This window comes from Streptomyces sp. DSM 42067 (assembly GCF_055792885.1).
On sequence record NZ_CM147706.1, the window covers coordinates 7,453,467 to 7,477,594 of the forward strand.

Here is a 24,128-nt window from a genome sequence, read left to right on the forward strand (position 1 = left end):
ACCTGCCTCGCCGAGAGCCGCGCGCCGGCAGCCGCTCCGGGCCGACCGGCGCACGGATCCGGGACTCGTCACTGCCAGATGGACCTCAGCTGCCACGCCTGCAGGTGGCTGAGGGTGGCGGTGCCGCCTTCGGCGAAGACCTCGACGCCGGTGCTGGAGGGGTCGGGGAAGATCTGGTCTGTGATCACTGCCTCGCCGTTGCCTCCGAAGACCTCGACGGACGACCAGTCGACCAGGATCCGCAGCTTGACCTTGCCGTTCCTGGCCTTCAGTGGTGCCGTCTGGACGCCGGTGGAGAAGGCGTTGTGGAAGTCCACGGCTCCGGAGCGGGTGCGGTCGACGTACAGCTCCTTTGTCGTGGTGTCGTAGCCGATGACCGTCCCCTCGCCTCCGGGCCCCGTGCGCACCTTCAGGCCGAAGCGGTCGGCGTCCCTGAGGGAGAAGGTCGCCTCGATGTCGAGCGCCTTGCCCTTGGCCGCGGGACCGATCAGAGGCTTGGAGGTGCTCTTGACGGTGACGTCGGACGCCGTCGCCGGGCGCTTCTCCCGGAGGGACTCCAGGCTGCCCACCGGCTTGCTGGTCAGCCGGATTCGGCCGTCGACGGTGCGCAGGGCCATCTCCCTCGGAACGCTCTGCGCGCTGCGCCAGGGGGAGGTGGGGACGGACTGGCCGTAGTCCCAGTTGTTCATCCAGCCGATCATGTACCGCTTGCCGCCGGGGGCGTTCTCCCAGGACACCGCCGCGTAGTAGTCCTTGCCGTAGTCGGTCCAGTCGGCGCGCTGCACGACGGACTTGGCGGGTTTGTCGGCGGCGGTGAACTCGTCGGCGAGGACGTGGCCCCAGCCGGCGGTGTTCATGTCGACGACCTGGATCTGCGCCTTCCTGCCGACGTACGGGCGCAGGTCGAAGGAGGCCCAGTCCAGGGTCTCGCTGTCGGCGCCGGTCGCGCTGCGGACGACCTTGCCGTCGACGATCAGGTTGACGGACGTCTCCTGGGAGACGGGCGTGGCCTTGGTATCGGACATCACGATGTGGTCGACGTTGAGGTGGCCCCAGCCGCCGCTGTTGTTGTCGACGATCTTGATCTGCGCCTTCTTGCCGGCGAGGTCGCTGACGTCCCAGGAGGCCCAGTTGAGCGCTTCGGCGTCCCTTCCGGTGGCGCTGCGGACGACTTGGCCGTCCACGAGGAGGTCGACGGCGGTGGGGTTGTCGGAGTCGGCCGGGTGGTTGCCGCCGCCGATGAGGAAGTTGATGTGCTTCTTGTCGATGGTGAATTCGGGTGAGGTGAGGGAGCCGGTGGTGGAGTCGCCGTTCAGGAATGTGTTGGCCAGCCCGTCTCCCAGGAAGCCGGAGACCTGTCCCTGGTCGGGGAGGGTGCCAGCGGCCGGTGCGGTGCCGAAGGCGTCCCCGGTCGCCGTCCAGTCGCCGTAGGTTCCGCCTTCGAAGTCGGCGAGGACCGTGCCCTCGGGCGGAGTCCTGTCCATGACGGTTCCGGCCTCGTGCGGATGCCGCCCGCCACCGATCTTGAAGTTCAGGTAGGGGCTGTCGACGGTGAAGGAGGGGGAGGTGAGGGTGCCGGTGGTGCCGTCACCGCCGTGGAAGCTGTTGGCGAGGCCCTTGCCTTCGAAGCCGGTGACGGCTCCCTGCCAGTCCACCGCCCCGGTTGCCGGTCCCTGGCCGAACGCGGTGCCGGTGGTTTTCCACGTACCGAAGTCGGTGCCCTCGAAGTCCTGCATCACCGTGCCGGTGGGCGGGGTGTAGGTGCCCTTGTCCTCGGCGGTGAACTGCTTGCCGTCGAAGTCGCCGATGAAGTACTGCGAGCCCGAACCGCCCGCGATGCCTCCGGGGTTGATGTTGACGACCAGGACCCACTTGATGTTGTTCTTGTCCCCGTCGACCGCGAGGGGGAACAGGTCGGGGCACTCCCACACGCCGCCCGTCGCGCCCTCCGGTCCGAACTCGCTTTGCAGCTTCCAGTCCTTGAGGTTCTTGGACGAGTAGAACTGCACCTTGTGCTCGGCGGACAGCGAGACCGTCATCAGCCAGCTCTTGGTCGGCTCGTACCACTGGACCTTGGGATCGCGGAAGTTGTTGGACCCGATGTCGATGACGGGATTGCCCTGGTACTTGGCCCAGGTGCGGCCGCGGTCGGTGCTGTAGGCGAGCGACTGGGCCTGCTTGCCGCCGTTCTTGTAGGCGCTGGTGTAGATCGCCACCATGGGCGGGTTCTTCTTCGTGCCGAACCCGGTGGTGTTGTTCCAGTCGACGACCGCGCTGCCGGAGAACACCATCTCCTCGTCGTCGTGCGACAAGGCGAGCGGCAACTCCTCCCAGTGCACGAGGTCCTTGCTCACCGCGTGCCCCCAGGACATGTCGCCCCAGGAGTTGCCGTTCGGGTTGTACTGGTAGAAGAGGTGGTACTCGCCCTGGTAGTACACGAGGCCGTTGGGGTCGTTCATCCAGTTCTTCTCCGGCGTGAAGTGGAACTGGGGTCTGTAGGTCTCGGTGTACGGCGGGGTGTCGGCGGCGACGGCCTGGGGGGCGAGCGGGGCCCCGGAGAGGGCGCAGACGGTCGCCACCGCCGCGATCACCCGCATGCGGGCATGACGGGATACGCGTACAGAGCTCATGGTGTCTCCTTGTCCCGCGGCCATCCGCGCAGCGGTGACTGCGGCAGGGCGGCGGACGGACCGAAAAGTGACGCCCGGGCCGGCGCCGACGTCCACGCGGCCGACCAGGGGTGTCATCGTTGACTTATGTCAGCGATGACATCGAGTGCCCGATTATGAAGCGCAATCCGGCCGGTGCGTCAACGGTTTGGGCGCGATTGCTCTGGTGCGGACCGACAGGCCGCCAGGTGTCGCCGGCGGTCGCGAACTGCGCCGCCCGGTCCTGCCGTGGCGGGTTGGGGCCGGCAACCGAGCAGGTCAGGGCGCGACCCGGGTGGCGATCCGGCAGGCTTCCGGGACATCGTCGAGACCGCGGGACGGTCGCAGGCCGGAAATTTCTGTGAACGAGTTGTTTCCGGTGTGTTGACCGGTCGGGTCTCTCGGTGCTTCACTTCCGGAACCGGTACCGAAACCGGTTCCGGGACCGCTTCCGGTACCGGTTCTACGGGTCTCTGTACGATCAGCCCTTCGGTGCGGGAGGACGTCTTCCGCCTCTAACAGGGAGGGAGGGGAGGTGACATGGGAGTCACTATCGCCGACGTGGCCGCGCGAGCCGGGGTCAGCAAGACGACGGTCTCGCGGGTGCTGAACGGCAAAGGCGAGATCAACGAGAACACCCTCTCGAAGGTCCGCAAGGCGATCTCGGAGCTCGGCTATGTGCCGAGCGCCGGAGCAGTGGGGCTCGCACGCGGAACGACACAGATGATCGGCATGCTGGTCCCTGATATGGCCTGGGCCTGGGCCGGCATAGTGCAGGCGGTCGTCGAAACGCTGGAGACCGAGGGCTTCGGACTGCGCATGCTGACCTGGAACCGCGGTGAGGAGTCACTGCGCAGGCTGGGCCTGCAGGTCGCTGCCAAGTCGTTCGACGGTCTGCTGGTGATAGAGCCCGAGGGGGCCCTGGGAACCATCACGGAACTGCACGAAGCCGGACTGCCAGTGGTGCTGATCGACGACCGCTTCCAGCGGCCGGGATTCCCCTACGTGGCCACCACCAACCGGGAGGGCGGTGAGCAGGCGGCGCGCCACCTGCTGGACATCGGCCGCCGTCGCCCACTGGTGGTGACCGGTCCCGAGGAGTACGGCTGTACTCAGGAACGGCTGGGCGGCTTCGTCGACGTCTATGCGAAGGCCGGGATCGAGCTCGACCAACGCAGCATCATCCGCGGCGACTTCCTTTTCGACAGCAGCCGGAGCGCGGTCGCGAAAGCTCTCGCGGACGGCGTGGAATTCGACGCCGTCTTCGGACACAACGACCCCTCAGCGGCCGGCGCGCTCGCGGCCTTGCATGTGGCCGGCCTCGAGATTCCGCGGGATGTCGCCGTGGTGGGGTTCGATGACATCGAACTGGCGTCGTACACCTATCCGGCACTGACCACCATCCGCCAACCGATGCGGGAAATGGGTGAGGCAGCGGCGCGTCTGCTGCTCGACCACGTGCGGAGATCGCCGGAGGCCGCCCCCTCGCGCATCATTCCCACCAGCCTCGTGACCCGTGGCTCGACGTTAGAGCCGAGCTCGAACTGACGCGACTCATCGCGATGCGCAAGTGATGGCGCCTCGCAGTCGGGCGGTGTGTTGCCGGTGAGTGACGCACCGCCCCTGTCTCCTTGAAACCTCGGCGAACCTCTTCGGCCTCGCCTTCCTCGCAACTCCTGGCGGCTGCACCCGCGTTGACGCGGCACCGCCCACATGCACCTTTCCGCTCGCGCGTTCCCGATCCGGGACACCGAACGGTGCGCCTGGCACACCCCGCCCGGCCGCTACCCACTCCGGGGCGGACGCTCCAGCCCCGCCCCGCGCCTGACCGTCGATGCCGCACCGCAGACGGTCTCCACTCGTGGGCCGACCCATCCGGGCGCCCGCCCCTTTCCCCCTTCGCCGCCCCCCGCGCCCCTGTTTCGCTCAACGGCAAGGAGCCGCAGCATGCGTATCACCACCCGTCACACTGTCAGAACCGTCCAGACCCTGTGCGTCACCGTCACGGCAGCCCTGGTGGCCACCGGCTGTGGCCGGAGCGAGGATTCCGGCCCCGGCAACGACGCGCCCGCCGAGATCGGCGCGGGCAAGGCCAAGGGGACGGTGGTCATGTGGAACCTGGGCGACATCGAACCCGCCCTGAAGGACCTGGCCAAGAAGTTCGAGCAGGAGAACCCGGACGCCGACGTCAAGATCACCGCGGTTCCGTGGGACGCCGCCCACGACAAGCTGACCACCGCGGTCGCCGGCGGAAACAACCGGACATGTCCATGGTCGGAACCACCTGGATGGCCGAGATGGCCGCCATGAACGCCTTCCAGGCCACCCCGACGTCGGTCAAGTCGTCGGACTTCTACCCCGGCCAGTGGGACACCACCAAGTACAAGGACACCTCCTACGGCGTCCCGTTCACCGCCGACACCACGGTGGTCTACTACCGGACCGACCTCACCAAGAAGGCCGGTATCAAGGGCGCACCGGCCGGCGACCGGGAGGGATACCTGAAGGACCTCAAGGCCATCCAGGCCACCGCCGGGAAGCAGAACCCCAAGCTGCGCCATGCCACCGGGCTGGTGATGGGCTTCAACTCCTGGATTTTCTGGGTGCCGATGGTCTGGCAGCAGGGCGGTGACATCTACGACGCCAAGACCGGGAAGTTCACCTTCGACACGCCCGAGGTAGCCAAGGCGCTGGAGTACTGGGCAAGCGTCCCCAAGGGGGGAATGGCGCCGACCGACAGGTCGGACAACGTGCAGGGCTTCCGGGACGGGCTGATCGCCACCTACCAGGAGGCCGCGTGGGCCGGTGCCAGCTTCCATAAGGACGCCCCGGAGCTGGACGGCAAGTGGAAGACCATGCCGGTGCCGTACTCCGAGCAGCCCGCCGGGTTCGCCGGCGGCACCGACCTGGCGGTGTTCAAGGAGGCCGAGAACCCCGACGCGGCATGGAAGTTCGCCCGGTTCCTGACCGAGCCCGCCAACCTCGCGGCCTATGTCAAGGCCACCGGCGGCCTGCCCTCTTCGCCCCAGGCGTGGTCGGAGGCGAATCTGAGCGCGGACGAGAACATGAAGCCGTTCGACGAGCAGCTCAAGGTCAGCAAGGCGCCGCCCGCCATCACCACCTGGCAGCAGATCGCCGACGCCATCGACTCCGAACTGGAGAAGCTGGCCCTCGGCAAGGCCACCGTCGCCGAGGTGCAGAAGACGCTGCAGTCCAAGGCCACCAGCATCGGCACCGGCCGCTGAGCGCCACCGCCATGAGCACCCCTCGTACGGACGGATGACATCCATGTCCACGAAAACGCTCCCCGGGCGGGGCGACACCCGCAAGCAGAGCACCGCGGGGCCGGAGCGGAGTGCCGATCGTCGGCACTTCGCGCCCCGGGGCATGGCGCGCGGCAGGCAGGCCCGGGCCGCCTGGATCCTCGCCGCGCCCTTCCTCGCGCTGTTCGCGACCTTCATGCTGCTGCCGTTGGTCTGGTCGCTGCTGATGAGCCTGACCGACACCAGTAGCGCCGACCTGCGCACACCCCTGAACGTGTCGTTCATCGGCCTCGACAACTACGTGCGGCTCTTCCAGGACGATCAGTTCTTCACGGCCCTGCGCAACACGGCCGTGTTCGTCCTGGTGGCCCTGCCCCTGACGCTGGCCGCCGGGCTCGCCGTGGCGGTCGCCCTCGACCGCGGTATCCGGCGCTTCCGGGCCGTCTTCCGGGTCGGCTTCTACCTGCCGGTGATCACCAGCATCGTGGCCGTCGCCGTGGTGTGGAAGACGCTCCTCGAACCTCGCGCGGGACTGGTGAACCTCGTCCTGGGCTGGTTCGGGATCGACGGCCCGGCCTGGCTGGCGGACACCCGCTTCGCTCTTCCCGTCATGATCGTGATGGCCGTGTGGCGCAACCTCGGCACCGTCATGATCATCATGCTGGCGGGTCTGCAGTCCGTCCCCCAGTCCCTGATGGAGGCGGCCGAACTCGACGGGGCCGGGCCCTGGCAGCGCTTCTGGAGCGTCACGTTCCCGCTCCTGCGTCCCGCCCTGCTGCTGACCGCCGTCACCACCGGCATCGGCTACCTGCAGTTCTTCGACGAACCGTTCGTGATGACCGGTGGCGGTCCGCTGGACTCCACCCTGTCGGCCACGTTGTACGCCTACAACCAGTTCGGCAACGGCAATTACGAGATGGCGTCGGCCGCCAGCTACGTCATCTTCGTCCTCATCGTGGCGCTGACCGTGCTGCAGTTCCGGATGCTGCGAGACAAGGACTGACGACCCATGAGCACCCTCTCCACTCTCCCAACGGCACGGCCGGGCACGGATCGCGTCCTGCGGCGCCGCCGCATCCGCCAGACCTGGGGCCAGCCCTGGCTGTATCTGCCGCTCGCCGGCGCCCTGCTGCTGATGATCGCGCCGTTTCTGTGGATGCTGTCCGGCTCCTTCAAACCCGAGGCCGATATCCGCAGGGTCCCGCCCGTCCTGATACCCACGGCGCCCACGACCGCCAACTACGGTGAGCTGTTCAGCACGCTCGACTTCACGAGCATGTTCGCCAACTCCGTGATCGTGGCCCTGGCCGTCACCGCGGGCAACCTGATCTTCTGCTCGATGCTCGGATACGCCCTGGCCAAGCTGGAGTTCCGCGGACAGCGCGCCGTCTTCCTGTTGGTCATGGGGACGCTCATGATCCCCGGCCTTGTCACCTTCGTCCCCCTGTACGTGCTGGTGTCCAACATGCAGCTGACCGGCTCCATGCTCGGGCTGATCCTGCCGTTCCTGGCCGGCCCCTTCGGGGTGTTCCTGATGCGGCAGTTCATCTCCACCCTGCCCGACGAACTCATCGACGCCGCCCGCGTCGACGGCTGCCGCGAACTGGCCATCTTCGCGAAGATCATCCTGCCGCTGACCAAGCCGGCCCTCGCCACCCTGGGGATCATCACCTTCCTCGGCTCCTGGAACAACTTCCTGTGGCCCCTGGTCGTGGCCCAGAACGAGAGCCAGTACACCCTCCCCGTCGGCCTCGCCCTGGCCAGCAGCGGACAGTCCTTCACCCGCTTCGGCATCCTGCTCGCCGGTGCCGTGGTCGTCCTGCTGCCGGTGATGATCGTCTTCCTCCTCTTCCAGCGCCAGTTCGTGGCCGGAATCGCCACGACCGGCCTGAAGTGACACTCCGACGCCCGCCGTCGGCAATCAACTCTCTGACCCGTACGACTCATCACTTGGAGAACACAGTGGGACAGCCGGTCCGCTCTGCGGCGTACCTGGATCCGGAAGCTTCCGTGGAGGCGAGGATCGAGGACTTGCTGTCACGGATGACCCTGCCGGAGAAGGTCGGGCAGTTGCTGATGCTCGACGCACAACACGGGGACCTGGCGGACATCGTGTCGGCCAAGCTGGCCGGATCGGTCCTGCATGTGTCTCCCGACCTGATGCCGGAGGCCATGGAACTGGCCCGGCGGACACGGCTCGGCATTCCGCTGCTGACAGCCGACGACGGCATCCACGGTCACTCGTTCTGGCCGGGCGCGACCATCTTCCCGACCCAGTTGGCCATGGCCTGCACCTGGGATCCCTCCATGCTCCGGCGGGTGGCCCGTGCGGCCGCGACCGAAATCGCGGCGACCGGAATCCACGGGACGTTCTCCCCGGTGCTGTGCATCACCCGGGACCTGCGCTGGGGCCGGATCAACGAGACGTTCGGCGAGGACCCGTTCCTGATCGGTGAACTCGGGGCGGCGATGGTGCGCGGCTATCAGGGTGAGGGACTCAGCGACCCGACAGCCGTACTGGCGTACGCCAAGCACTTCGCGGGCTACTCCGAAACCCTGGGCGGGCGCGACGCGAGCGAAGCCGATCTCAGCCCACGCAAGCTGCGCTCGTGGTTCCTGCCTCCGTTCGAGCAGGCGGTGCGGGCCGGCTGCCGTGCCTTCATGCTCGGGTATCAGTCGATCGACGGTGTGCCCATCACCGCGAACGAGTGGCTGCTCAACGATGTGCTCAAGGGCGAGTGGGGCTTCACCGGGACGCTGGTGACCGACTGGGACAACGTCGGCCGGATGGTCTACGACCAGCGGACCTGCGCCGACTACGCCGAGGCGGCGGCGATCGCCGTCAACGCGGGCAACGACCTCATCATGGCCACGCCGCAGTTCTTCGAGGGCGCCCAGGAGGCGGTCGCCCGCGGCCTGGTCGAGGACAAACAAATTGATGACGCGGTACGGCGGGTACTGCGCCTGAAGTTCGAGCTCGGGCTCTTCGAGGACCCGCGTACTCCCGACCCCGACCGGCAGGCGCAGGTGATCGGCTGCCGCGCACACGCCGACCTCAACCTCGAGACCGCCCGTCGTTCCCTGGTGCTGCTGCGCAACGACGGCACCCTGCCGCTCGAAGGCGGCCTGACCTCGGACGGAACCGGCCGCGCCGCGAGCCGGGGCACGCCGCGGACGATCGCTGTCATCGGCCCCAACGCCGACAGTCCGGAAGCCATGCTCGGCGACTGGGCGGGCGCCACCGGCCAGGTCCCCTGGATGCCCGAAGGACATCCACGCGAGTCGGTGGAGACGGTGCTCGACGGTCTTCGCGCCGTCGCACCAGCCGACTGGACCATCACGTACGCCCGCGGAGCCGACATCGAAAGCCCCGCCTCCGACCCAGGGTGGTCCCTCGGGCCCGACGGCCAACCCCAGCCGCCTGTTTTCACCCCCGCCCCGGTCGACCAGGCACAGCTTCGGGAGGCCACCGCCGCCGCAGAGGCCGCCGACTACGCCGTCGTTGTCGTCGGTGACACCATCGCGCTCACGGGTGAAGTGCGCTCGACGGCGACGCTCGACCTCCAAGGGGGCCAGATCGCGCTGCTGGACGCGGTTGCCGCCACCGGCACACCGATGATCGTCGTACTGGCCCAGTCCAAGCCGAGCACCCTCCCGGACTCGGCACTCAACGCCGCAGCACTCATCGAGGCGTTCAACCCGGGCATGCGCGGCGGCCGTGCCGTCGCCGAACTCCTCCTCGGACTCATCGCACCCAGCGGCCGACTCCCGGTCTCCTTCGCCCGCCACGTCGGACAGCAACCGGTCTTCTACAACCAGGTGCGAGGCCAGCACGGGAACCGCTACGCGGACCTCACCCAGGACCCCCTGTTCGCGTTCGGCGAGGGCCTCACCTACACCACCGTCACCTACTCCGACCTCGTCGTGCACGACCCGGACGTCCCCGCCGACGGCACCGTCAACGCCACGCTACGACTCACCAACAGCGGAAGCCGTCCTGCCCTGGAAACGGTCCAGGCATACATCAGCGACCTGACCACCAGCGTCACCTGGGCCGAGCAGGAGCTGAAGGCGTTCACCCAGGTCGAACTCCCTCCCGGCGAAAGCCTGGACGTCCGCCTCAGCATCCCTGCCTCGCAGTGCTCACTCGTCACAGCCGACAACCGCCGAGTCGTCGAACCAGGTGAGTTCGCACTCCGCGTCGGCCCCAGCTCACGACGAGAGCAGCAGCTGAGCGCGGGATTCCATATCCGGACCTGAACCCCGTAGCCGGACCTGTAGCCCGCATACGGGCTTGAAGACCCCCGCCCCGCCGGCCCGCCGCCCCGCTAACCCGAAGGCCGGCGGGGCGGGGCCACCACTCTGAAACACCGAAAGGCACGCGTGTGTCCACCACACCCCGCGATCCGCACCGCCCCGTGGCGCACCTGCGCCCGCCCCGCAACTGGATCAACGACCCCAACGGGCTGGTCTTCCACGACGGCTACTACCACGTGTGCTACCAGTACAACCCGTACGGAGCGACCCACGCGAACCTCAACTGGGGCCACTTCCGCAGCCCCGACCTGTTGACCTGGGAGCCGCTGCCGATCGCCCTGTCCCCGACCCCGGGTGGCCTGGACGCCGACGGCTGCTTCTCCGGCAACGCCGTCTCCGACGGCGAACGGCTGGTCGCCTTCTACTCCGCGCACCGCGAGGACCGCTCGTTCCAGCACCAGCCGGTCACCTCCGCCGTCTCCGACGACGGCGGCAGAAGCTTCCACCCGCGGGGCGAACTGCTCATCGCCGAGCTGCCCGAGGGCTGCACCATGTACCGCGACCCGTACGTCTGGCAGGACGGCGACGGCTGGCGGATGCTGGTCGGCGCCGCCCTCGCGGACGGCCGCGCCGCCGCCCTTCTCTACGACTCACCCGACCTTGAGACCTGGACCTACCGGGGGCCCTTCGCGGCCCGCGAGAAGGAGCCGATCAGCGGCACCGACCTGCACACCGGCGAGGGCTGGGAATGCCCCCAATACCTCCCGGCAGCCGACGGACGAAACGCCCTCATCCTCAGCGCATGGAACAAACCCACCGGCCCGCAGAGCGTCGCAGCCCTGATCGGCGAAGAGCACGAGGGCCACTTCAGGGCCGGCCCAGCGGTACCCGCCGACCACGGCCCCGACTGCTACGCACCGGCCCTGCTGCGCGCGCCGGGCGGTCGGTGGCTGTTGTGGGGCTGGTCGTGGGAAGCCCGCGACGAAGCGTGGGCCGTCGCGGACGGATGGGCCGGCGTCCTCACGCTGCCCCGCGAGATCCATGTCGACGACGGCAGGCTGCGCCAGCAGCCTGCCACCGAACTGCTCGCCCTGCGCGGGGAACACACCATCCACGCCGCGGGCGCGACGCACGGCCCGCAGCCGGTGGACCTCGGCGGCGTGGGCCGCGCCTTCGACCTGACGGCCCGTCTGGAGCCGACCGGAAACGCTGGTCTACGGCTGGTCACCACCCCGGACAGCTCCGAGTACCTGGACATCCGTCTCGACGTAGACGCGGGTGAACTGGTCGTCGACCGTGACCACGCCTCACTGGACCCCCGGGCCCGCGGCGGTTCCCACCGGATGCCCTGCCCGGCAGACCGGCCCGTCGACCTGCGCGTCGTCGTCGACCACTCCATCGCCGAAATCTTCCTGATCACCACCGGCCAGGTCCTCACCCTGCGCTTCTACCCCACAGGGCAGAGCCCGTGGCGACTGCAGGCCCGCACCGCACCGGGCACGCGCCTCGGCTTCGCGGTCGACGCATGGGAACTGCACCCGCTCGTGATCAAGGAGCCGAGTACCAGCGCCGCAGAGCCGGCGCCGACGTCGCCGTAGAACCGACTCCAACCGGTCGATCCCCCACCTCGGCACTGTGTCCCACCCGCTCTACCAAGTACTGAACAAGCAGGTCCGAAGGAGGATCTTCCATGAGCTCATACGGTCTCGGACGACGCCAGTTCCTGGCCACCGCCGTCGGTGTCGCCGCCGCCTGGACCCAGGTTTCCGGGAACGCCATCGCCGCCCCCCAGCCGAAGCAAGCCTCACGTGACAACTCCGTCCGTGTGTGGCTGACGGACGTATCGGCCGACAAGTGGGTCGCCGGCCAGGACGATGTGCAGTTCAAGGCGAGGAGCACGGCCAACCCGCTGACGATCAAGATCGACGACAGCATCAAGTACCAGAAGGTCCAAGGCTTCGGCGCGGCCATGACCGACTCCTCCGCCTGGCTCATCGACGAACTGTCCACCGCCGAGCGGACCAAGCTGATGAAGAAGCTGTTCGATCCCTCGAAGGGAATCGGCCTCAGCCTGCTCCGCTCTCCGATGGGCGCCACGGATTTCAACGCGTCCGGGAACTATTCCTACAACGACATGCCCGCGGGCCAAACGGACCCGACGCTGTCCAACTTCTCCATCCAGCATGACGTGCCGTACATCATTCCGGCCTTGCGGCAGGCCCTCTCGCTCAACCCGTCCATCAAGATCATGGCCAACCCGTGGAGCCCACCAGGCTGGATGAAGACCTCCGACTCCATGATCGGAGGCACCCTCAAGAGCGAGTACACCTCCGCGCTGGCCAACTATTTCGTCAAGTTCATACAAGCCTATGGCGAAGCCGGCGTGCCCATCTCCTACATTTCCCCGCAGAACGAACCCATGGGTACTCCCACCTGGCCCGGAATGGTCCTGTCCGCGTACCAGGAAGCCGAGTTGATTCAGGAGATCGGCAAGGCGTTCGAAGCCAACGGAATCTCCACGAAGATCCTGGCTTGGGACCACAACTGGGACGTGCCCTCGTATCCGGAGACGATCTTCAGTGACCCCGCAGCCTCCAAGTACACCGCGGGAACCGGGTGGCACATCTACAGCGGCAACCCGAACTACCAGACGCTGGTCCACAACGACTACCCCAGCAAGGAAACGTTCATCACGGAAGCCACCGGAGGCGTTTGGCAGGACAGCGACCAGACGGCGTTCAGTGAAGCACTGGGTACGTGGATCATCAACGGCACGCGCAATTGGGCGAATGGGGTGATGCTGTGGAACATCGCACTCGACCCCGATAGGGGCCCGCTCAACAGCGACACCGCCGGCATACCCATGCTTCGGGGCTTGCTCACGATCGACCCGGCCAACGGGCGGGTGACCTACAACGTGGACTACCACGCCCTCGCTCACGTCAGCAGGTTCGTCAAGCCCGGAGCACGCCGGATCTACTCGAACACCTTCGGCGAAGGCAGCATAGAGAACGTCGCGTTCCAGAACCCGGACGGATCGAAGGTCCTGATCGCGCACAACTCGGGAAGCGCAGCGAATACCTTCAGCGTCGCGGACGGGAGCCACTCGTTCGACTACACCCTGAACGCCGGCGACGCCGTCACCTTCACGTACTCCGGGCCTACGCAGAGCGGTCGTACCCCCGCAGCGACCAAGGTCTCGGACCCGACACACGACTTCACCTTCAAGTCGGCATACGGCCCGGTCACCGTCACGTACGACCCGGCACTGCTGCCCTACCAGAACTCCATCCGTACCGGAAACAAGCTCGTCACGTACTCCCTTCCGATCGGAGCTTCCGTCCAGACGACAGGAAGGGCGCTGAGCCGTAGCGAATGGACCGCCACGGCTTCCGCGCAGCCGGATTGGGGTGTGGCCGCGAACGCGATCGACGGCGACATCAACACCAGGTGGAGTCTCGGGCACGGGACGACGAGCGGCGACTGGTTCCAGATCGACCTGGGGAGCCCCACGAGCTTCAATAAGATCGTCTTCGACACGGGCGTAAACAATTCGTTCGACTACGTCACGAAGTACCAGATATACGTGTCGAATGACGGAGTCGATTGGGGCAGCGCGATTGCGAGCGGCAGCGGGGGCATTGGAAAGATAGCCGTCACGTTGCCGACCCGTACGGCACAGTACATTCGCATCGTCAGTACTGCGCCATCCGGTTTCTGGTGGGCCATCGGCGACATCGAGGTGTACGGGTCCTCGCGCGGAACCGGCTCGATCACAGCTCCGACAGCGGTATCGAACGGACTTCAGCTGAAGAGCTGGACCAGCAAGGAAGGGGAACAGGTCACCGTAGTATTCAACGGGACCACCGACAGCAAGAGTTTCAAGATATCCACCGACGGCTCGTACACCTATACGCTGCCGAGCGGCACCTCGGCGATGTTCACCACCAAGAAGCTGTCGAGCTTCCCATCGCCGACCTTCAGCGATCTGAAGCCGGAACGAGGAATGCCGCGCTCCAAGTTCACGATTCGCGGTTCTGATTTCGGCGATGCACAGGGGCTGGGTACGGTGTATTTCGGATCGAGCTATGCCGAAATAGACACCTGGTCGGACACGAGCATCAGCGCCTACGTTCCGAAGGGGCTTCCAGCGGGGAAGGTCACGGTTTCCGTGAAGGGAGCCAGCGGAGCAGACGCAGGTGGATCATCGTTCGACGTCATAGATCTTGGTCCTGCGCTGCCGCGGACAGGCTGGACCGCAAAGGCTTCGGACGCAAGCCAGTGGGATGCGCCCGGAAACATGCTCGACGGCAATTCTGACACTCGGTACAGCTCCGGAACAGGGCAGTACGACGGCCTCTGGATCCAAGTGGACATGGGACAAACGCAGACCTTCAGCAAGATTGTGTTGGATGTCGGCGGCAGTGTCAGCGACTATGCGCGAAGCGCAGACGTATACGTATCCACGGATGGAACCGACTGGACCAAGGTTTCTTCCGTAGCGGACGGCCAACGAGTCCACCTGATTTCCTTCCCGGCACAGACAGCTCGCTACATCAAGGTCGTCAATACCGGCAACCTTGCGCGTAGCTGGTGGTCAGTCGCAGAATTCAACGTCTACAACTGACCTCGGGATTTCAGGGCCGGAGTGACACGCCTCGCCAAGGGCGCCGCTCCGGCCATAGGCTGACGTTCGTGACGTGGGACGCTGGCATCGGGGCTCGTGCGGGAGTCACCGGCCCCTTCGCCGTCAGTCCTTGCGCTCCACTTGTCTCGCCTCAGCCACAGGAGAATCCCTCCGCCCGCCAACTGCGGGACACGGATCTCAAGGCCCTGATCAAGGAGGTCTTCGACGCCAACTACCGTGTCTACGGGGCCCGGAAGATCTGGCGGGAGCTGAACCGGCAGGGTCACGCCGTGGCCCGCTGCACTGTCGAACGCCTCATGCGTGAACTCGGCATCACCGGAGCCGTCCGCGGCCGGAAAGTCATCACCACCATCGCCGACCCGGCCGCCGAGCGGGCCCCGGACCGTCTCGACCGCGACTTCGTCGCCGACGCGCCCAACCGCACCTGGGTCGCGGACTTCACGCACGTCGCGGCCTGGGCCGGCACCGTCTACGTCGCGTTCGTCGTGGACACCTTCTCCCGCCGCATCGTCGGCTGGTCCGTCGCGATGAACAAAGAGACCCAACTGGTCCTGGACGCACTGGAGATAGGTATCTGGCAGCGCGACCGCGACGGCCACCCGCACACGCCCGGCAAGCTGATACACCACTCGGATAGTGAGTCGCAGTACACCTCGTTCAAGCTCGCCGAGCACCTGGACCGCGACGGCATCGCAGCCTCCATCGGCTCGGTCGGCGATGCATACGACAACGCCCTGATGGAATCCACGATCGGCCTCTACAAGACCGAACTGATCAAGCCCCGGCGGCCCTGGAAGACCCTGGCCGAGGTCGAGTTGGCCACCGCCGAATGGATCGACTGGTACAACTTCCGCTGCCTGCACGGTGAGATAGGCCACGTCCCGCCAGCCGAGTACGAGGCCAGCCACTACCAGACAACCCAGAAACCCCAGGTCACAACCACAATCTAGAGTCTCCGACAAACCCGGAACGGTTCAAGGGCCAGCCGGAGTTGGGATGTCGCTGAGCCGTTCCGCTAGGGCGGCGACCGCCTCACGGTGGCCTTCGCGTGGGGCACTCGTCGTCCTCTCGAAGTCAGACGACGGCAGGCGCGACACCTATCGTGCGCGCCTGCCGCATTGCGGCCTTTCAGTCCTGCGGTGCGACGCGGATACGGTTCCCGTCAGGATCGGCTGCGAGGAAGGTCAGCCCGAACCCCGCATCATGAGGCTCGCGCAGGATCGTGACCCCGTTGGACTTCCACTGCTCAAAGGTCGCGTTGAGCTCGTCGGGTCCACCGTCGATGGCCAGGCAAACCTCACTGGTGCGCGGGACGTCCGGTGACAGATGCTCGAACTGGCCAGACCACAGACCGAGGTCAGCGCCTGGCCCGAGGTCGAAGGTGATGTATCCCGGAGTCTCGAACGAGGGGCTCATGCCGAGGAGGTCGCCGTAGAAACGAGCTGCGGTGGGAGCGTCGTTCACGTAGACGATGGACACGACGGATGTGGTCATGGTTGTTCCCTAAGAATGTTGGCCGGTCCGGGAGGACCGGGTATGGCTGATGGCTGTTTGCCGTTGATGGCTCGGAAGGAATGGCCGCCCGGTCCTCCGGGACGCTCCGACCACTGATTGAGAACTGCGGTCATCGCTGGTTAGGGACCTGTCGGCGGAGTGTTCCTCGGGCCACTGAAGTGCTGGTCACGGAGGAACGGAGCCACGGGCTTGAGCACGTCTCACGCGCGGATATGGGTCGGCATCGATGCCGGCAAGGGGCATCACTGGGCAGTTGCGATCGACGCCGACGGCGAGACGCTGTTCTCGACGAAGGTGATCAACGACGAGGCCCAGATCCTCACGCTTATCGAGACCGCCCGCGGACGGGCCGGTGACGTGCGGTGGGCGGTGGACATCTCCGGCCGGGCCTCCACCCTGCTGCTGGCCCTGCTGATCGCACACGACCAGCAGGTCGTCTACGTGCCCGGCCGCACAGTCAACCGCATGTCCGGCGCCTACAAGGGCGAAGGCAAGACCGACGCCAAGGACGCCCGGGTCATCGCCGACCAGGCCCGCATGCGCCCACGGGACTTCGCCCCGCTGGACACGCCTGCGGAACTGGTCTCCACGCTCCAGGTGCTGACCAACTACCGGGCCGACCTGATCGCCGACCGGGTGAGGCTGATCAACCGGCTCCGCGACCTGCTGGTCGGTATCTGCCCCGCGTTGGAGAGGGCTTTCGACTACTCCGCGGCCAAGGGCCCGGTCGTCATGCTGACCGAGTACCAGACCCCGGCCGCCCTGCGCCGGCTCGGTGCCAAACGGTTGACGACCTGGCTGGAACGCCGCAAGGTCCGCGGCGCCAACACCGTTGCCACCAAGGCGGTGGACGCGGCCCAGTCCCAGATGACCTCGCTGCCTGGCGAGAAGCGGGCCGCCAAACTGGTCTGCGACCTCGCCCACCAGCTTCTGGCCCTGGACGAGCGGATCAAGGACAACGACCGGGAGATTCGCGAGACGTTCCACACCGACGAGCGCGCCGAGATCATCGAATCGATGCCCGGCATGGGCCCCATCCTGGGCGCCGAGTTCGTCGCCATCGTGGGCGACCTGTCCGGTTACCGTGACGCGGGCCGTCTCGCCTCGCACGCTGGCCTGGCCCCGGTCGCCCGGGACTCCGGCCGACGCAGCGGCAACTACCACCGGCCCAAGCGCTACAACCGGCGCCTGCGGCACATCTTCTACCTGGCCGCCCAGACCGCAATGATGCGCCCCGGCCCCTCCAGGGACTACTACCTCAAGAAACGGTCCGAGGGGCTGCTGCACACCCAGGCCCTGCTCGCGCTCGCCCGCCGCCGCGTCGACGTGCTGTGGGCGATGCTGCGTGACAAGAGGCTGTTCACCTCCGTCCCGCCGGTCACGCAGGCGGCTTGACACGATCATTGAGATTCCTTCTCACAGGTGGTAGGTACGCATCCACCAGCCTGACCGGGATATGCGCCGCATCGTGTCGCAATTCCTGAAAAAATTGGTGTGTGACCCCAGACCGCTTCTTCACCCTGATGCTGCTCCTCGAATCGAGGGATGCCGTGACCACACAGGAACTCGCCTCAGCGCTCGGGGTGTCCCTTCGAACCATCACCCGAGATCTGAACTGGCTCCGCGACGCCGGTCTGCCGGTGACCGCACACCGGGGCCGCCTCGGAGGCGTGACCATGCTGCCCGGATCCGGACTCGACCTCACGCGACTCACACCGGGCGAACGTGATCATCTGTCGCTCACTGGGCTGGATGAGAAGCAACGTGCGGAGCTCAACGCATCGGTCGAAAGCCAGCGCGCGCTCTCCAAGATCGCCGCTACACAGCCACGTCGAGTTCATGAGCTCCTGCCGCTCACCGACGTAGTGCACGTGGACAGCCGTCCCTGGCGTCAGGCACGAGCTTTCGGCACGACTCCGGCTTCGCTGATCGGCGCAGTGCGGCGAGGTCGCCGGCTACGGATCGAGTACGACAGCCCACGCGAGTCATGCCCACGCGACCTGGTCGTGGATCCCTACGGGCTGTTCGCCAAGGCTGGCATCTGGTACCTCGTCGCCGATTGTGCCCGAGTGCCACGGATGTACCGACTCGAACGGATCACGACGTGGAAAGAAGTCGACCAGCCACGACGGATCCGCGAGAGCCAGACCCTGGCCACCGTCGCTGCAGCGCTCATTGCTCAGTGGGAACACAACCACGCGATAGAGGTCAGCGCCACCATCGACCAGACCCAGATCGAGCGAGCGCAACGGATCTTTGGCCTACGACTCGTCTGGGACGACCATGAAGAATCCGCCACCGGCCGCAAGGTAACAATCCGCTTCCTGCATCTAGAGGACGTGCGAGCACTACTGCCGTTCGGGAGCGCCATCACTGTGCACGGCCCCACCGAAGCCAGGGCTCACCTTCGCGACCTCGCCACCAATCTTGCCCACCACTATGCGCCGTCACCAACGTCCTGACCCGCAACAGCTAGTAGTTGCGACCGTGGCTACTTGCGCACGTGGAAGCGCAGCATGGTGACCCCGCCCGACTGGACGTTGCTGAACGGTTCCAGGTCGATCCGGTCGAGGCCCGGCGGCGCGAAGCGGACGCCGTCGCCGAGCAGCACCGGCAGCACGTACACCAGGATCTCGTCGACGAGGCCGCGCTGCAGGCACTGGGCGGCCACGTCGGCGCCGAGGATCTCCAGGTTCTTGTCGCCGGCGGCGCGGCGTGCCGTGGCCACGGCTTCCTCGATGTCGCAGGTGAGGAAGGTGACGTTGGGGTCCAGCTCGTCGGGCGGGCGGTGGGTGAGGACGAACTGCGCCCCGCCGTCGTAGTCGGTGTTCTCGTCGGACATGCGCTTGCCGACCTCGTACGTGCCCCGGCCGATGAGCATGGCGCCCGTGGCCGCCATGACCTCCGGGAACGTCGCCGACGTCATGTGCTCGAAGATCCAGTCCATCGTGTGGCCGGGACCGGCGATGAACCCATCCAGGGACATCACCCTGTTCACGACCACTTTGCCGGTGCTCGCATCCGTCATGCGTCTTCTCCAAGCAGGTGGAGGGCCGGGATCGCATCATAGGTCGGTGAGCAACATCTTCTCCGGCGGTAGCCACGACCTGGACCTGTCCAATGGCGCCACCGCGGTGTTCATCGACGTGCTGATGCTGGCCGTGTCCGATCTCGCCTCCGAGGACTGGGACTTCCGCTTCGCGGCGCTGCTGACCCTGCAGGACCAGAACGTCATGGGGCGCGGTGCCGTCGGGTTCGACCTGGCGGAGTTCGACTGGGGTGCGACGGAGCGGGAACGCGCCCGCGCGAAGGACTTCGTGCTGCGTGCCACAGCACTCGCGGCGAGCGGACATCGCTGGAGCGAGCTGGGCTACCACCCGCCCCGCGTGCATGACTACCTGCACCGCTTCACGACCATGGTGGAGTCCTGCACCCCGCCCGCCGACAGCAGCGCCGCACGCGGCTTCCCCGGCCCGGACGAGGCCGCGATGGCCTCGTGCGTGCGCCACCGCGTCCTCAGCGCGCTCCCGCTCAGGGACGGCTGCTTCCTCTGCAATCGGCCGCACTACTAGCCCGGCTCGATTCCACATAAGGCGGAATCTACCGGCGGACTTTCCGCCGTTTCGGCGGGTGCATGCCTTCGCCCGCCGCTTGCAGGTCTGCGGGCTGCTGACCGAACTGCACGACCGGCTGCGCGATGCGGTCCGGGTCAAGGAGGGCCCGCAAGATCGATCCGACGGCGGCGATCGTGGACTCGCAGTCGCTGCGGGCGGCGGCAAGCGTGCCGCGCACCACGTCGGGCTGGGACGCCGGGAAGAAGGTGGGCGGCCGTAAGCGGCACCTGGCTGTGGACGCGCTGGGGTTGCTGCTGCTGGTGGTGCTGGTGACGGCGGCGAGCTTGCAGGACCGTGATGCGGGCGTGCCGCCGCTGTCCCGGCTGCGAGAGGGGTACTTCTCGATCCGGCTGGTGTGGGCGGACGGCGGTTACGCAGGGCGGCTGGTCGACTGGGCGAGGGAGAAGCTCCAGCTCACCTTGGAGATCGTCAAACGTTCGGACGACGCTGCGGGGTTCGTGGTGCTGCCGAGACGATGGGTGGTGGAACGCACGCTGAGCTGGCTGATGCGTTCGCGTCGTCTGGTGCGCGACTACGAGGTGCTGCCCGCCATGCATGAGGCGATGGTGCAGTGGTCGATGACCATGCTGATGAGCAGCCGGCTGGCCGGACGCCGCCGCGACGCCTTCACCCCGCGGCCGACACCGCACTGACCGCACCGAACACCCCTGGCTCGACCTCGGTGGCCCATCCCCGGGCGACCAGCCGCTTCACCCGGCCCCGCACCCCCTCCACCCTGGCAGGCGTCGTGTCCCAGCCCAACGCCAGAGCGATCTGCTTCGCCCGCATCCCTCCGGCAGCCCGCGGGGCCGCCAGCACCGCCAGGATCTGCTGATACTCCGCCGCGAGTACCTCCACACCGACACCGGTAGCCCGGTGCGGCACCACCGAGCCCGCCACCACGCTTCGCGCGGACCCCACGTCCCCGGCCGGAGATTCGGCCAGCACCTTCGCCACCGTCACCCGGGCGCCCACCAGCCGCTCCAGGGCATCCTCCGCCGCAGCCAGCGCAGCCAGCGCAGCCAGCGCAGCCTGCACCCGCCCGGCCTCCTCCCGCAGCTGCGCGACCTCTTCGCGAACCTTCTTCTCCCGGGCCTCCAGCAGCCTCAGCACCGACGGCATCAGCCACATCCACGAGCGAGTACGAGCAGACGAACCGTCCCATCTCTCCCGCTCTCAACCGCCGTTCATGCCCGTCCAGCCCCAACCAAACGATCACGTTCGGAAAGCGGAAGCCTTCTTAGGGCTGATGCGTCGCGTTGGCGGGTTCTACGGCTTGAGCCTTGTGCGCGGCGGTGAAGACGGCCCTGCGGGCACTGAACGGGTCGTGGGTGGCGGGCAGCCATGGGTGGGTCGCCAGTACGGCGGCCAGTCGCCTGCACTCTTCCTGGGCTGCGAGCCACCGTTCTCGTTCTGCGTGGGTGATGTCGATTCGCCCCGCCGCGATGTCCGCTCCCGCCGGGAGGGTGTCGGCGAGTGCCTTCAGGCGCTGAAGGGCGGAATCCAACGCCAGCCTCGCCGCCACTACATCGCCGGGAATCTCCCAGCCGTCCACGTTCCACGTGGACCTGTACTCCGGCGGTGGCTCCTTCGACAGCCAGTCGGAGGCATCGATGGGATCACCACTGTCACGGGGCTGCGCGAGTTCCGCGCGAATCCCGCTGTCCTCGCCATAGTGGCAGTGCGGGTCGGGCGAGAGCGGCTCGGCGGGGAGGAGCGCGGCGGTCGAGCCGGCTGCCGACGCCGGCAGATAGGGATCCGGTTCCAGACGGACCTGGAGGAACTCCGCCTTGTCCGACGGCTTCACCCACATGTGCCATCCACGCCGCCGCCCTGCGCGCGCTCGCATGAACAGCGTCACGAGCTCACCTGTGGCCGTCATGCGCACCATGTCGTCGTAGTGCGCCTGCGTCGATTCCCACGTGGCGTGCCAACCGCCACAGCGGGTACCAGACTTGGGGCATTCGCGCTGGGTGCTCCAGTCGCAGCGGACCATGCGCAACGCCTTCACGCCTCCTCGTACGCGCAAGGCGTCCCGACTGCCCACGTCCTGCCATCGCTGGACGTTCAGCCTGGCCCAAGGCGCCCGATCGATGGCGAGCGAGTTCTCGTTCGTCACGAGCCACAGCGGTGTCAGGCCGTCGCCCACCGCAGTGCGCGTCCTGTTGTCCACTGAACCACTCGCGATCGGCGAGATCTGGATCTCGTAGCCGATCTTCTTTCCGCTGGTCCCGGCGACCGTTACATCCGTACGACGGCGACCATGTACGGCTCGGTCTTCGACGGAGACGTTGAAGCCCTCCCGGCTGGCTGCTTCGGCGGTGTGGTTCTTGAGCGCCTTGTGCAGCTCGCTCTCGCCCGCTGTCTCGGACACCTCGCCCCTGGTCACGTGCCGGGCGTGGTAGCGGCCGTTCTTCTCGACGATGGTCATGAACCCGGGGCAGACGGTCCCGTATTCGTGGGCCCTGAGGCAGTAGAGAAGGTCGGGCTTGTAGTTGCGGTGAATCTCCTGCAGGAGCCCCGGGCGGTCGGGGTTACCCAGTCTGATGCACTCAAGTCGATAGTGATCCCGTAACCGCGATGCAGCACGTTGTGGGTCATGTCTTGAGAGTAAGTCCTGCCTCTGACAACAGAGTTGGTTGCCGTGGCGGGGCTGGTCGGTGACGGTGCCTCTGCCGACGAGCAACCCCGTCCCCCTGAACGCGCCGCTTGCCTTCGTGCGCTGTTGTGGTCGGCCGGGATCAGGTTCTGGGTGTTGCGTGAAAGGGATTGAGCATGTTCTGCGGCCCTTGAGCGGAGGTGAGATGGGGGCGGGAGGCTGGGTGGGTGCTGTCCCGGGCCTGGGGTCTGACTCATGACATGTTTGACCGAAGTGTCCCGATCACACGGTGTCGGCTGTTGGCCGGGGATGGTGCGTTGTCGGTGCCGGGCTGGCGGGGCGTGTCCCGATAGGGGCTTGCCGATTGTTGTGGCGTCCTCACGATTCTGACCGCCCGACGCGGCCCGGTACCGGCAACGCGACGCGCCATCGGACCGGAAGGGGAACGGGCATGTCCAGACCGACCATGTCCAGTACGCCGCCTGCTCCGCAGACGCGCCGTCGTCGCCCTGTGGGGGAGGTGGTGCTGGGAGTGGACACGCACCGGGACGCTCATGTGCTGCGGTGCTCTCCGTGATGGGGACGGTGCTTGCCACCGACGAGTTCCCGGCCACCGCGGCGGGATACCGCGATCTGCTGAAGTGGGCCAGGAAGTGGGGAGCCGTGAGGCGGGCCGGGGTGGAGGGGACCGGCTCCTTCGGGGCGTCCCTGTCGCGCTATCTGCTGGCCCAGGGCGTGGACGTGTTTGACGTGAATCGGATGGACCGCGCAGATCGTCGTCGGCGCGGCAAATCGGATCCGCTTGATGCGCAGAACGCGGCGCGAGCCGTATTGAGCGGGCGGGCCCGTGCCCGGGCGAAAGCGGGCGACGGGCCGGTGCAGATCGCGAGAATGTACAAACTCACGAAGGCGTCGGCCGTCAAGGCGCGCACGCAGGCCGTCAATCAGCTCAAGTCCGTCCTGATCACTGCCGATCCCGCCTTGCGGGAAGAACTGGCCGGACTGGGCAATGCCGACCTCTTCCGAACCTGTGCGCGGTTCGCCGACGTGAGCAGGCGCGAGGAGGTCGGCGAGGAGTCGGTGCTGCAGGCCACTCGGATCACGCTGGGTCTGCTGGCTCACCGGATCGGCCAGCTCTCCGAGCAGATCCGGGAGGTGGACGCTCGTCTGGCCCGGCTCGTGGAGTGTCATGCCCCGCAACTGCTCGACGTGGTGGGGATCGGTCCGGATACGGCCGTCGCTCTGCTGATCGCGGTGGGGGACAACCCGGAGCGGCTGGGCAGCGAGGCGTCGTTCGCTGCTTTGTGCGGGGTCAGTCCGGTCGAGCGTTCCTCGGGACGCCGGCAGTACCGTCGTCTCAACCGTGGTGGCGATCGTCAGGCCAATGCCGCGCTCCATCGCATCGTGTTCACCCGTCTACGGGTCGACCCGCGCACTCAGGACTACTACGAACGCCGCATCAAAGAGGGCAAGACCCGGCGCGAAATCGTCCGTTGCCTCAAGCGCTACGCTGCTCGGGAGGTCTTCCACCTGGTCAAACAGCTACAGCCAGGACCCCGCTTATAGGGGCTGTCGTGACAGATG

The 24,128-nt window shown here is 67.0% G+C and carries 16 protein-coding genes and 2 pseudogenes; 13 read left to right on the plus strand and 5 right to left on the minus strand.

The window, feature by feature from the left end; translation table 11 throughout:
• Window positions 1–68 precede the first annotated feature (68 nt).
• Window positions 69–2,630, minus strand: a complete 2,562-nt coding sequence (locus tag ACSMXV_RS33525) for a GH32 C-terminal domain-containing protein (RefSeq protein ID WP_473174875.1) — start codon at window positions 2,628–2,630, stop codon at window positions 69–71.
• Between the two features lie 558 nt (window positions 2,631–3,188).
• On the opposite strand from ACSMXV_RS33525, the gene ACSMXV_RS33530 reads away from it, so the two are divergent.
• From ACSMXV_RS33530 to ACSMXV_RS33565, 8 genes and pseudogenes are all read left to right on the plus strand, one after another.
• Entirely contained in the window at window positions 3,189–4,196 is a 1,008-nt protein-coding gene (locus ACSMXV_RS33530; RefSeq protein WP_473174876.1) for a LacI family DNA-binding transcriptional regulator, read from the plus strand.
• Between the two features lie 561 nt (window positions 4,197–4,757).
• A pseudogene (locus tag ACSMXV_RS33535) lies at window positions 4,758–5,893 on the plus strand (extracellular solute-binding protein).
• Window positions 5,894–5,927: 34 nt separating this feature from the next.
• Window positions 5,928–6,914, plus strand: coding sequence for a carbohydrate ABC transporter permease (locus tag ACSMXV_RS33540; protein ID WP_473174877.1), 987 nt, complete (start codon window positions 5,928–5,930; stop codon window positions 6,912–6,914).
• Window positions 6,915–6,920: 6 nt separating this feature from the next.
• Window positions 6,921–7,808, plus strand: coding sequence for a carbohydrate ABC transporter permease (locus ACSMXV_RS33545; protein WP_473174878.1), 888 nt, complete (start codon window positions 6,921–6,923; stop codon window positions 7,806–7,808).
• A gap of 65 nt (window positions 7,809–7,873) precedes the next feature.
• The gene (locus tag ACSMXV_RS33550) at window positions 7,874–10,171 is read left to right on the plus strand and encodes a glycoside hydrolase family 3 N-terminal domain-containing protein (RefSeq protein ID WP_473179144.1); all 2,298 of its coding nucleotides are present in this window, start codon (window positions 7,874–7,876) and stop codon (window positions 10,169–10,171) included.
• A gap of 125 nt (window positions 10,172–10,296) precedes the next feature.
• On the plus strand, window positions 10,297–11,766 hold the full coding sequence (locus tag ACSMXV_RS33555) for a glycoside hydrolase family 32 protein (RefSeq protein ID WP_473174879.1): 1,470 nt from the start codon (window positions 10,297–10,299) through the stop codon (window positions 11,764–11,766).
• Window positions 11,767–11,858: 92 nt separating this feature from the next.
• Window positions 11,859–14,795 (plus strand): discoidin domain-containing protein, encoded by a 2,937-nt coding sequence (locus ACSMXV_RS33560; protein WP_473174880.1) that lies wholly within the window; start codon window positions 11,859–11,861, stop codon window positions 14,793–14,795.
• 68 nt (window positions 14,796–14,863) lie between these two features.
• Window positions 14,864–15,766, plus strand: a complete 903-nt coding sequence (locus ACSMXV_RS33565) for an IS3 family transposase (protein WP_473174881.1) — start codon at window positions 14,864–14,866, stop codon at window positions 15,764–15,766.
• A gap of 178 nt (window positions 15,767–15,944) precedes the next feature.
• On the opposite strand, the gene ACSMXV_RS33570 is transcribed toward ACSMXV_RS33565, so the two are convergent.
• Window positions 15,945–16,310 carry a VOC family protein gene (locus tag ACSMXV_RS33570; protein WP_181865526.1) on the minus strand — a complete coding sequence of 122 codons (366 nt, stop codon included), beginning with the start codon at window positions 16,308–16,310 and terminating at the stop codon, window positions 15,945–15,947.
• Window positions 16,311–16,520: 210 nt separating this feature from the next.
• Between ACSMXV_RS33570 and ACSMXV_RS33575 the strand changes: the two genes are divergently transcribed.
• Both ACSMXV_RS33575 and ACSMXV_RS33580 read left to right on the plus strand, forming a co-directional pair.
• The gene (locus tag ACSMXV_RS33575) at window positions 16,521–17,726 is read left to right on the plus strand and encodes an IS110 family RNA-guided transposase (protein ID WP_473174882.1); all 1,206 of its coding nucleotides are present in this window, start codon (window positions 16,521–16,523) and stop codon (window positions 17,724–17,726) included.
• Between the two features lie 101 nt (window positions 17,727–17,827).
• Window positions 17,828–18,793: a helix-turn-helix transcriptional regulator gene (locus ACSMXV_RS33580; protein WP_473174883.1), complete on the plus strand. Its 966-nt coding sequence runs from the start codon at window positions 17,828–17,830 to the stop codon at window positions 18,791–18,793.
• 29 nt (window positions 18,794–18,822) lie between these two features.
• Here the strand turns inward: ACSMXV_RS33580 and ACSMXV_RS33585 are convergent, their stop codons facing one another.
• Entirely contained in the window at window positions 18,823–19,359 is a 537-nt protein-coding gene (locus ACSMXV_RS33585; RefSeq protein ID WP_473174884.1) for a dihydrofolate reductase family protein, read from the minus strand.
• 46 nt (window positions 19,360–19,405) lie between these two features.
• Between ACSMXV_RS33585 and ACSMXV_RS33590 the strand changes: the two genes are divergently transcribed.
• Together ACSMXV_RS33590 and ACSMXV_RS33595 are read left to right on the plus strand one after the other, a co-directional pair.
• Window positions 19,406–19,903, plus strand: a complete 498-nt coding sequence (locus ACSMXV_RS33590) for a hypothetical protein (RefSeq protein WP_473174885.1) — start codon at window positions 19,406–19,408, stop codon at window positions 19,901–19,903.
• Between the two features lie 176 nt (window positions 19,904–20,079).
• On the plus strand, window positions 20,080–20,598 hold the full coding sequence (locus ACSMXV_RS33595) for a transposase (RefSeq protein ID WP_473174886.1): 519 nt from the start codon (window positions 20,080–20,082) through the stop codon (window positions 20,596–20,598).
• On the opposite strand, the gene ACSMXV_RS33600 is transcribed toward ACSMXV_RS33595, so the two are convergent.
• Both ACSMXV_RS33600 and ACSMXV_RS33605 read right to left on the minus strand, forming a co-directional pair.
• On the minus strand, window positions 20,573–21,067 hold the full coding sequence (locus ACSMXV_RS33600; protein WP_473174887.1) for a hypothetical protein: 495 nt from the start codon (window positions 21,065–21,067) through the stop codon (window positions 20,573–20,575). The two genes, ACSMXV_RS33595 and ACSMXV_RS33600, sit on opposite strands and share 26 nt — an antisense overlap.
• 118 nt (window positions 21,068–21,185) lie before the next feature.
• Window positions 21,186–22,376, minus strand: a complete 1,191-nt coding sequence (locus ACSMXV_RS33605; protein WP_473174888.1) for a competence protein CoiA family protein — start codon at window positions 22,374–22,376, stop codon at window positions 21,186–21,188.
• Window positions 22,377–23,010: 634 nt separating this feature from the next.
• Between ACSMXV_RS33605 and ACSMXV_RS33610 the strand changes: the two are divergent.
• Window positions 23,011–24,110, plus strand: a pseudogene (locus tag ACSMXV_RS33610) (IS110 family RNA-guided transposase).
• Window positions 24,111–24,128: the final 18 nt, after the last annotated feature.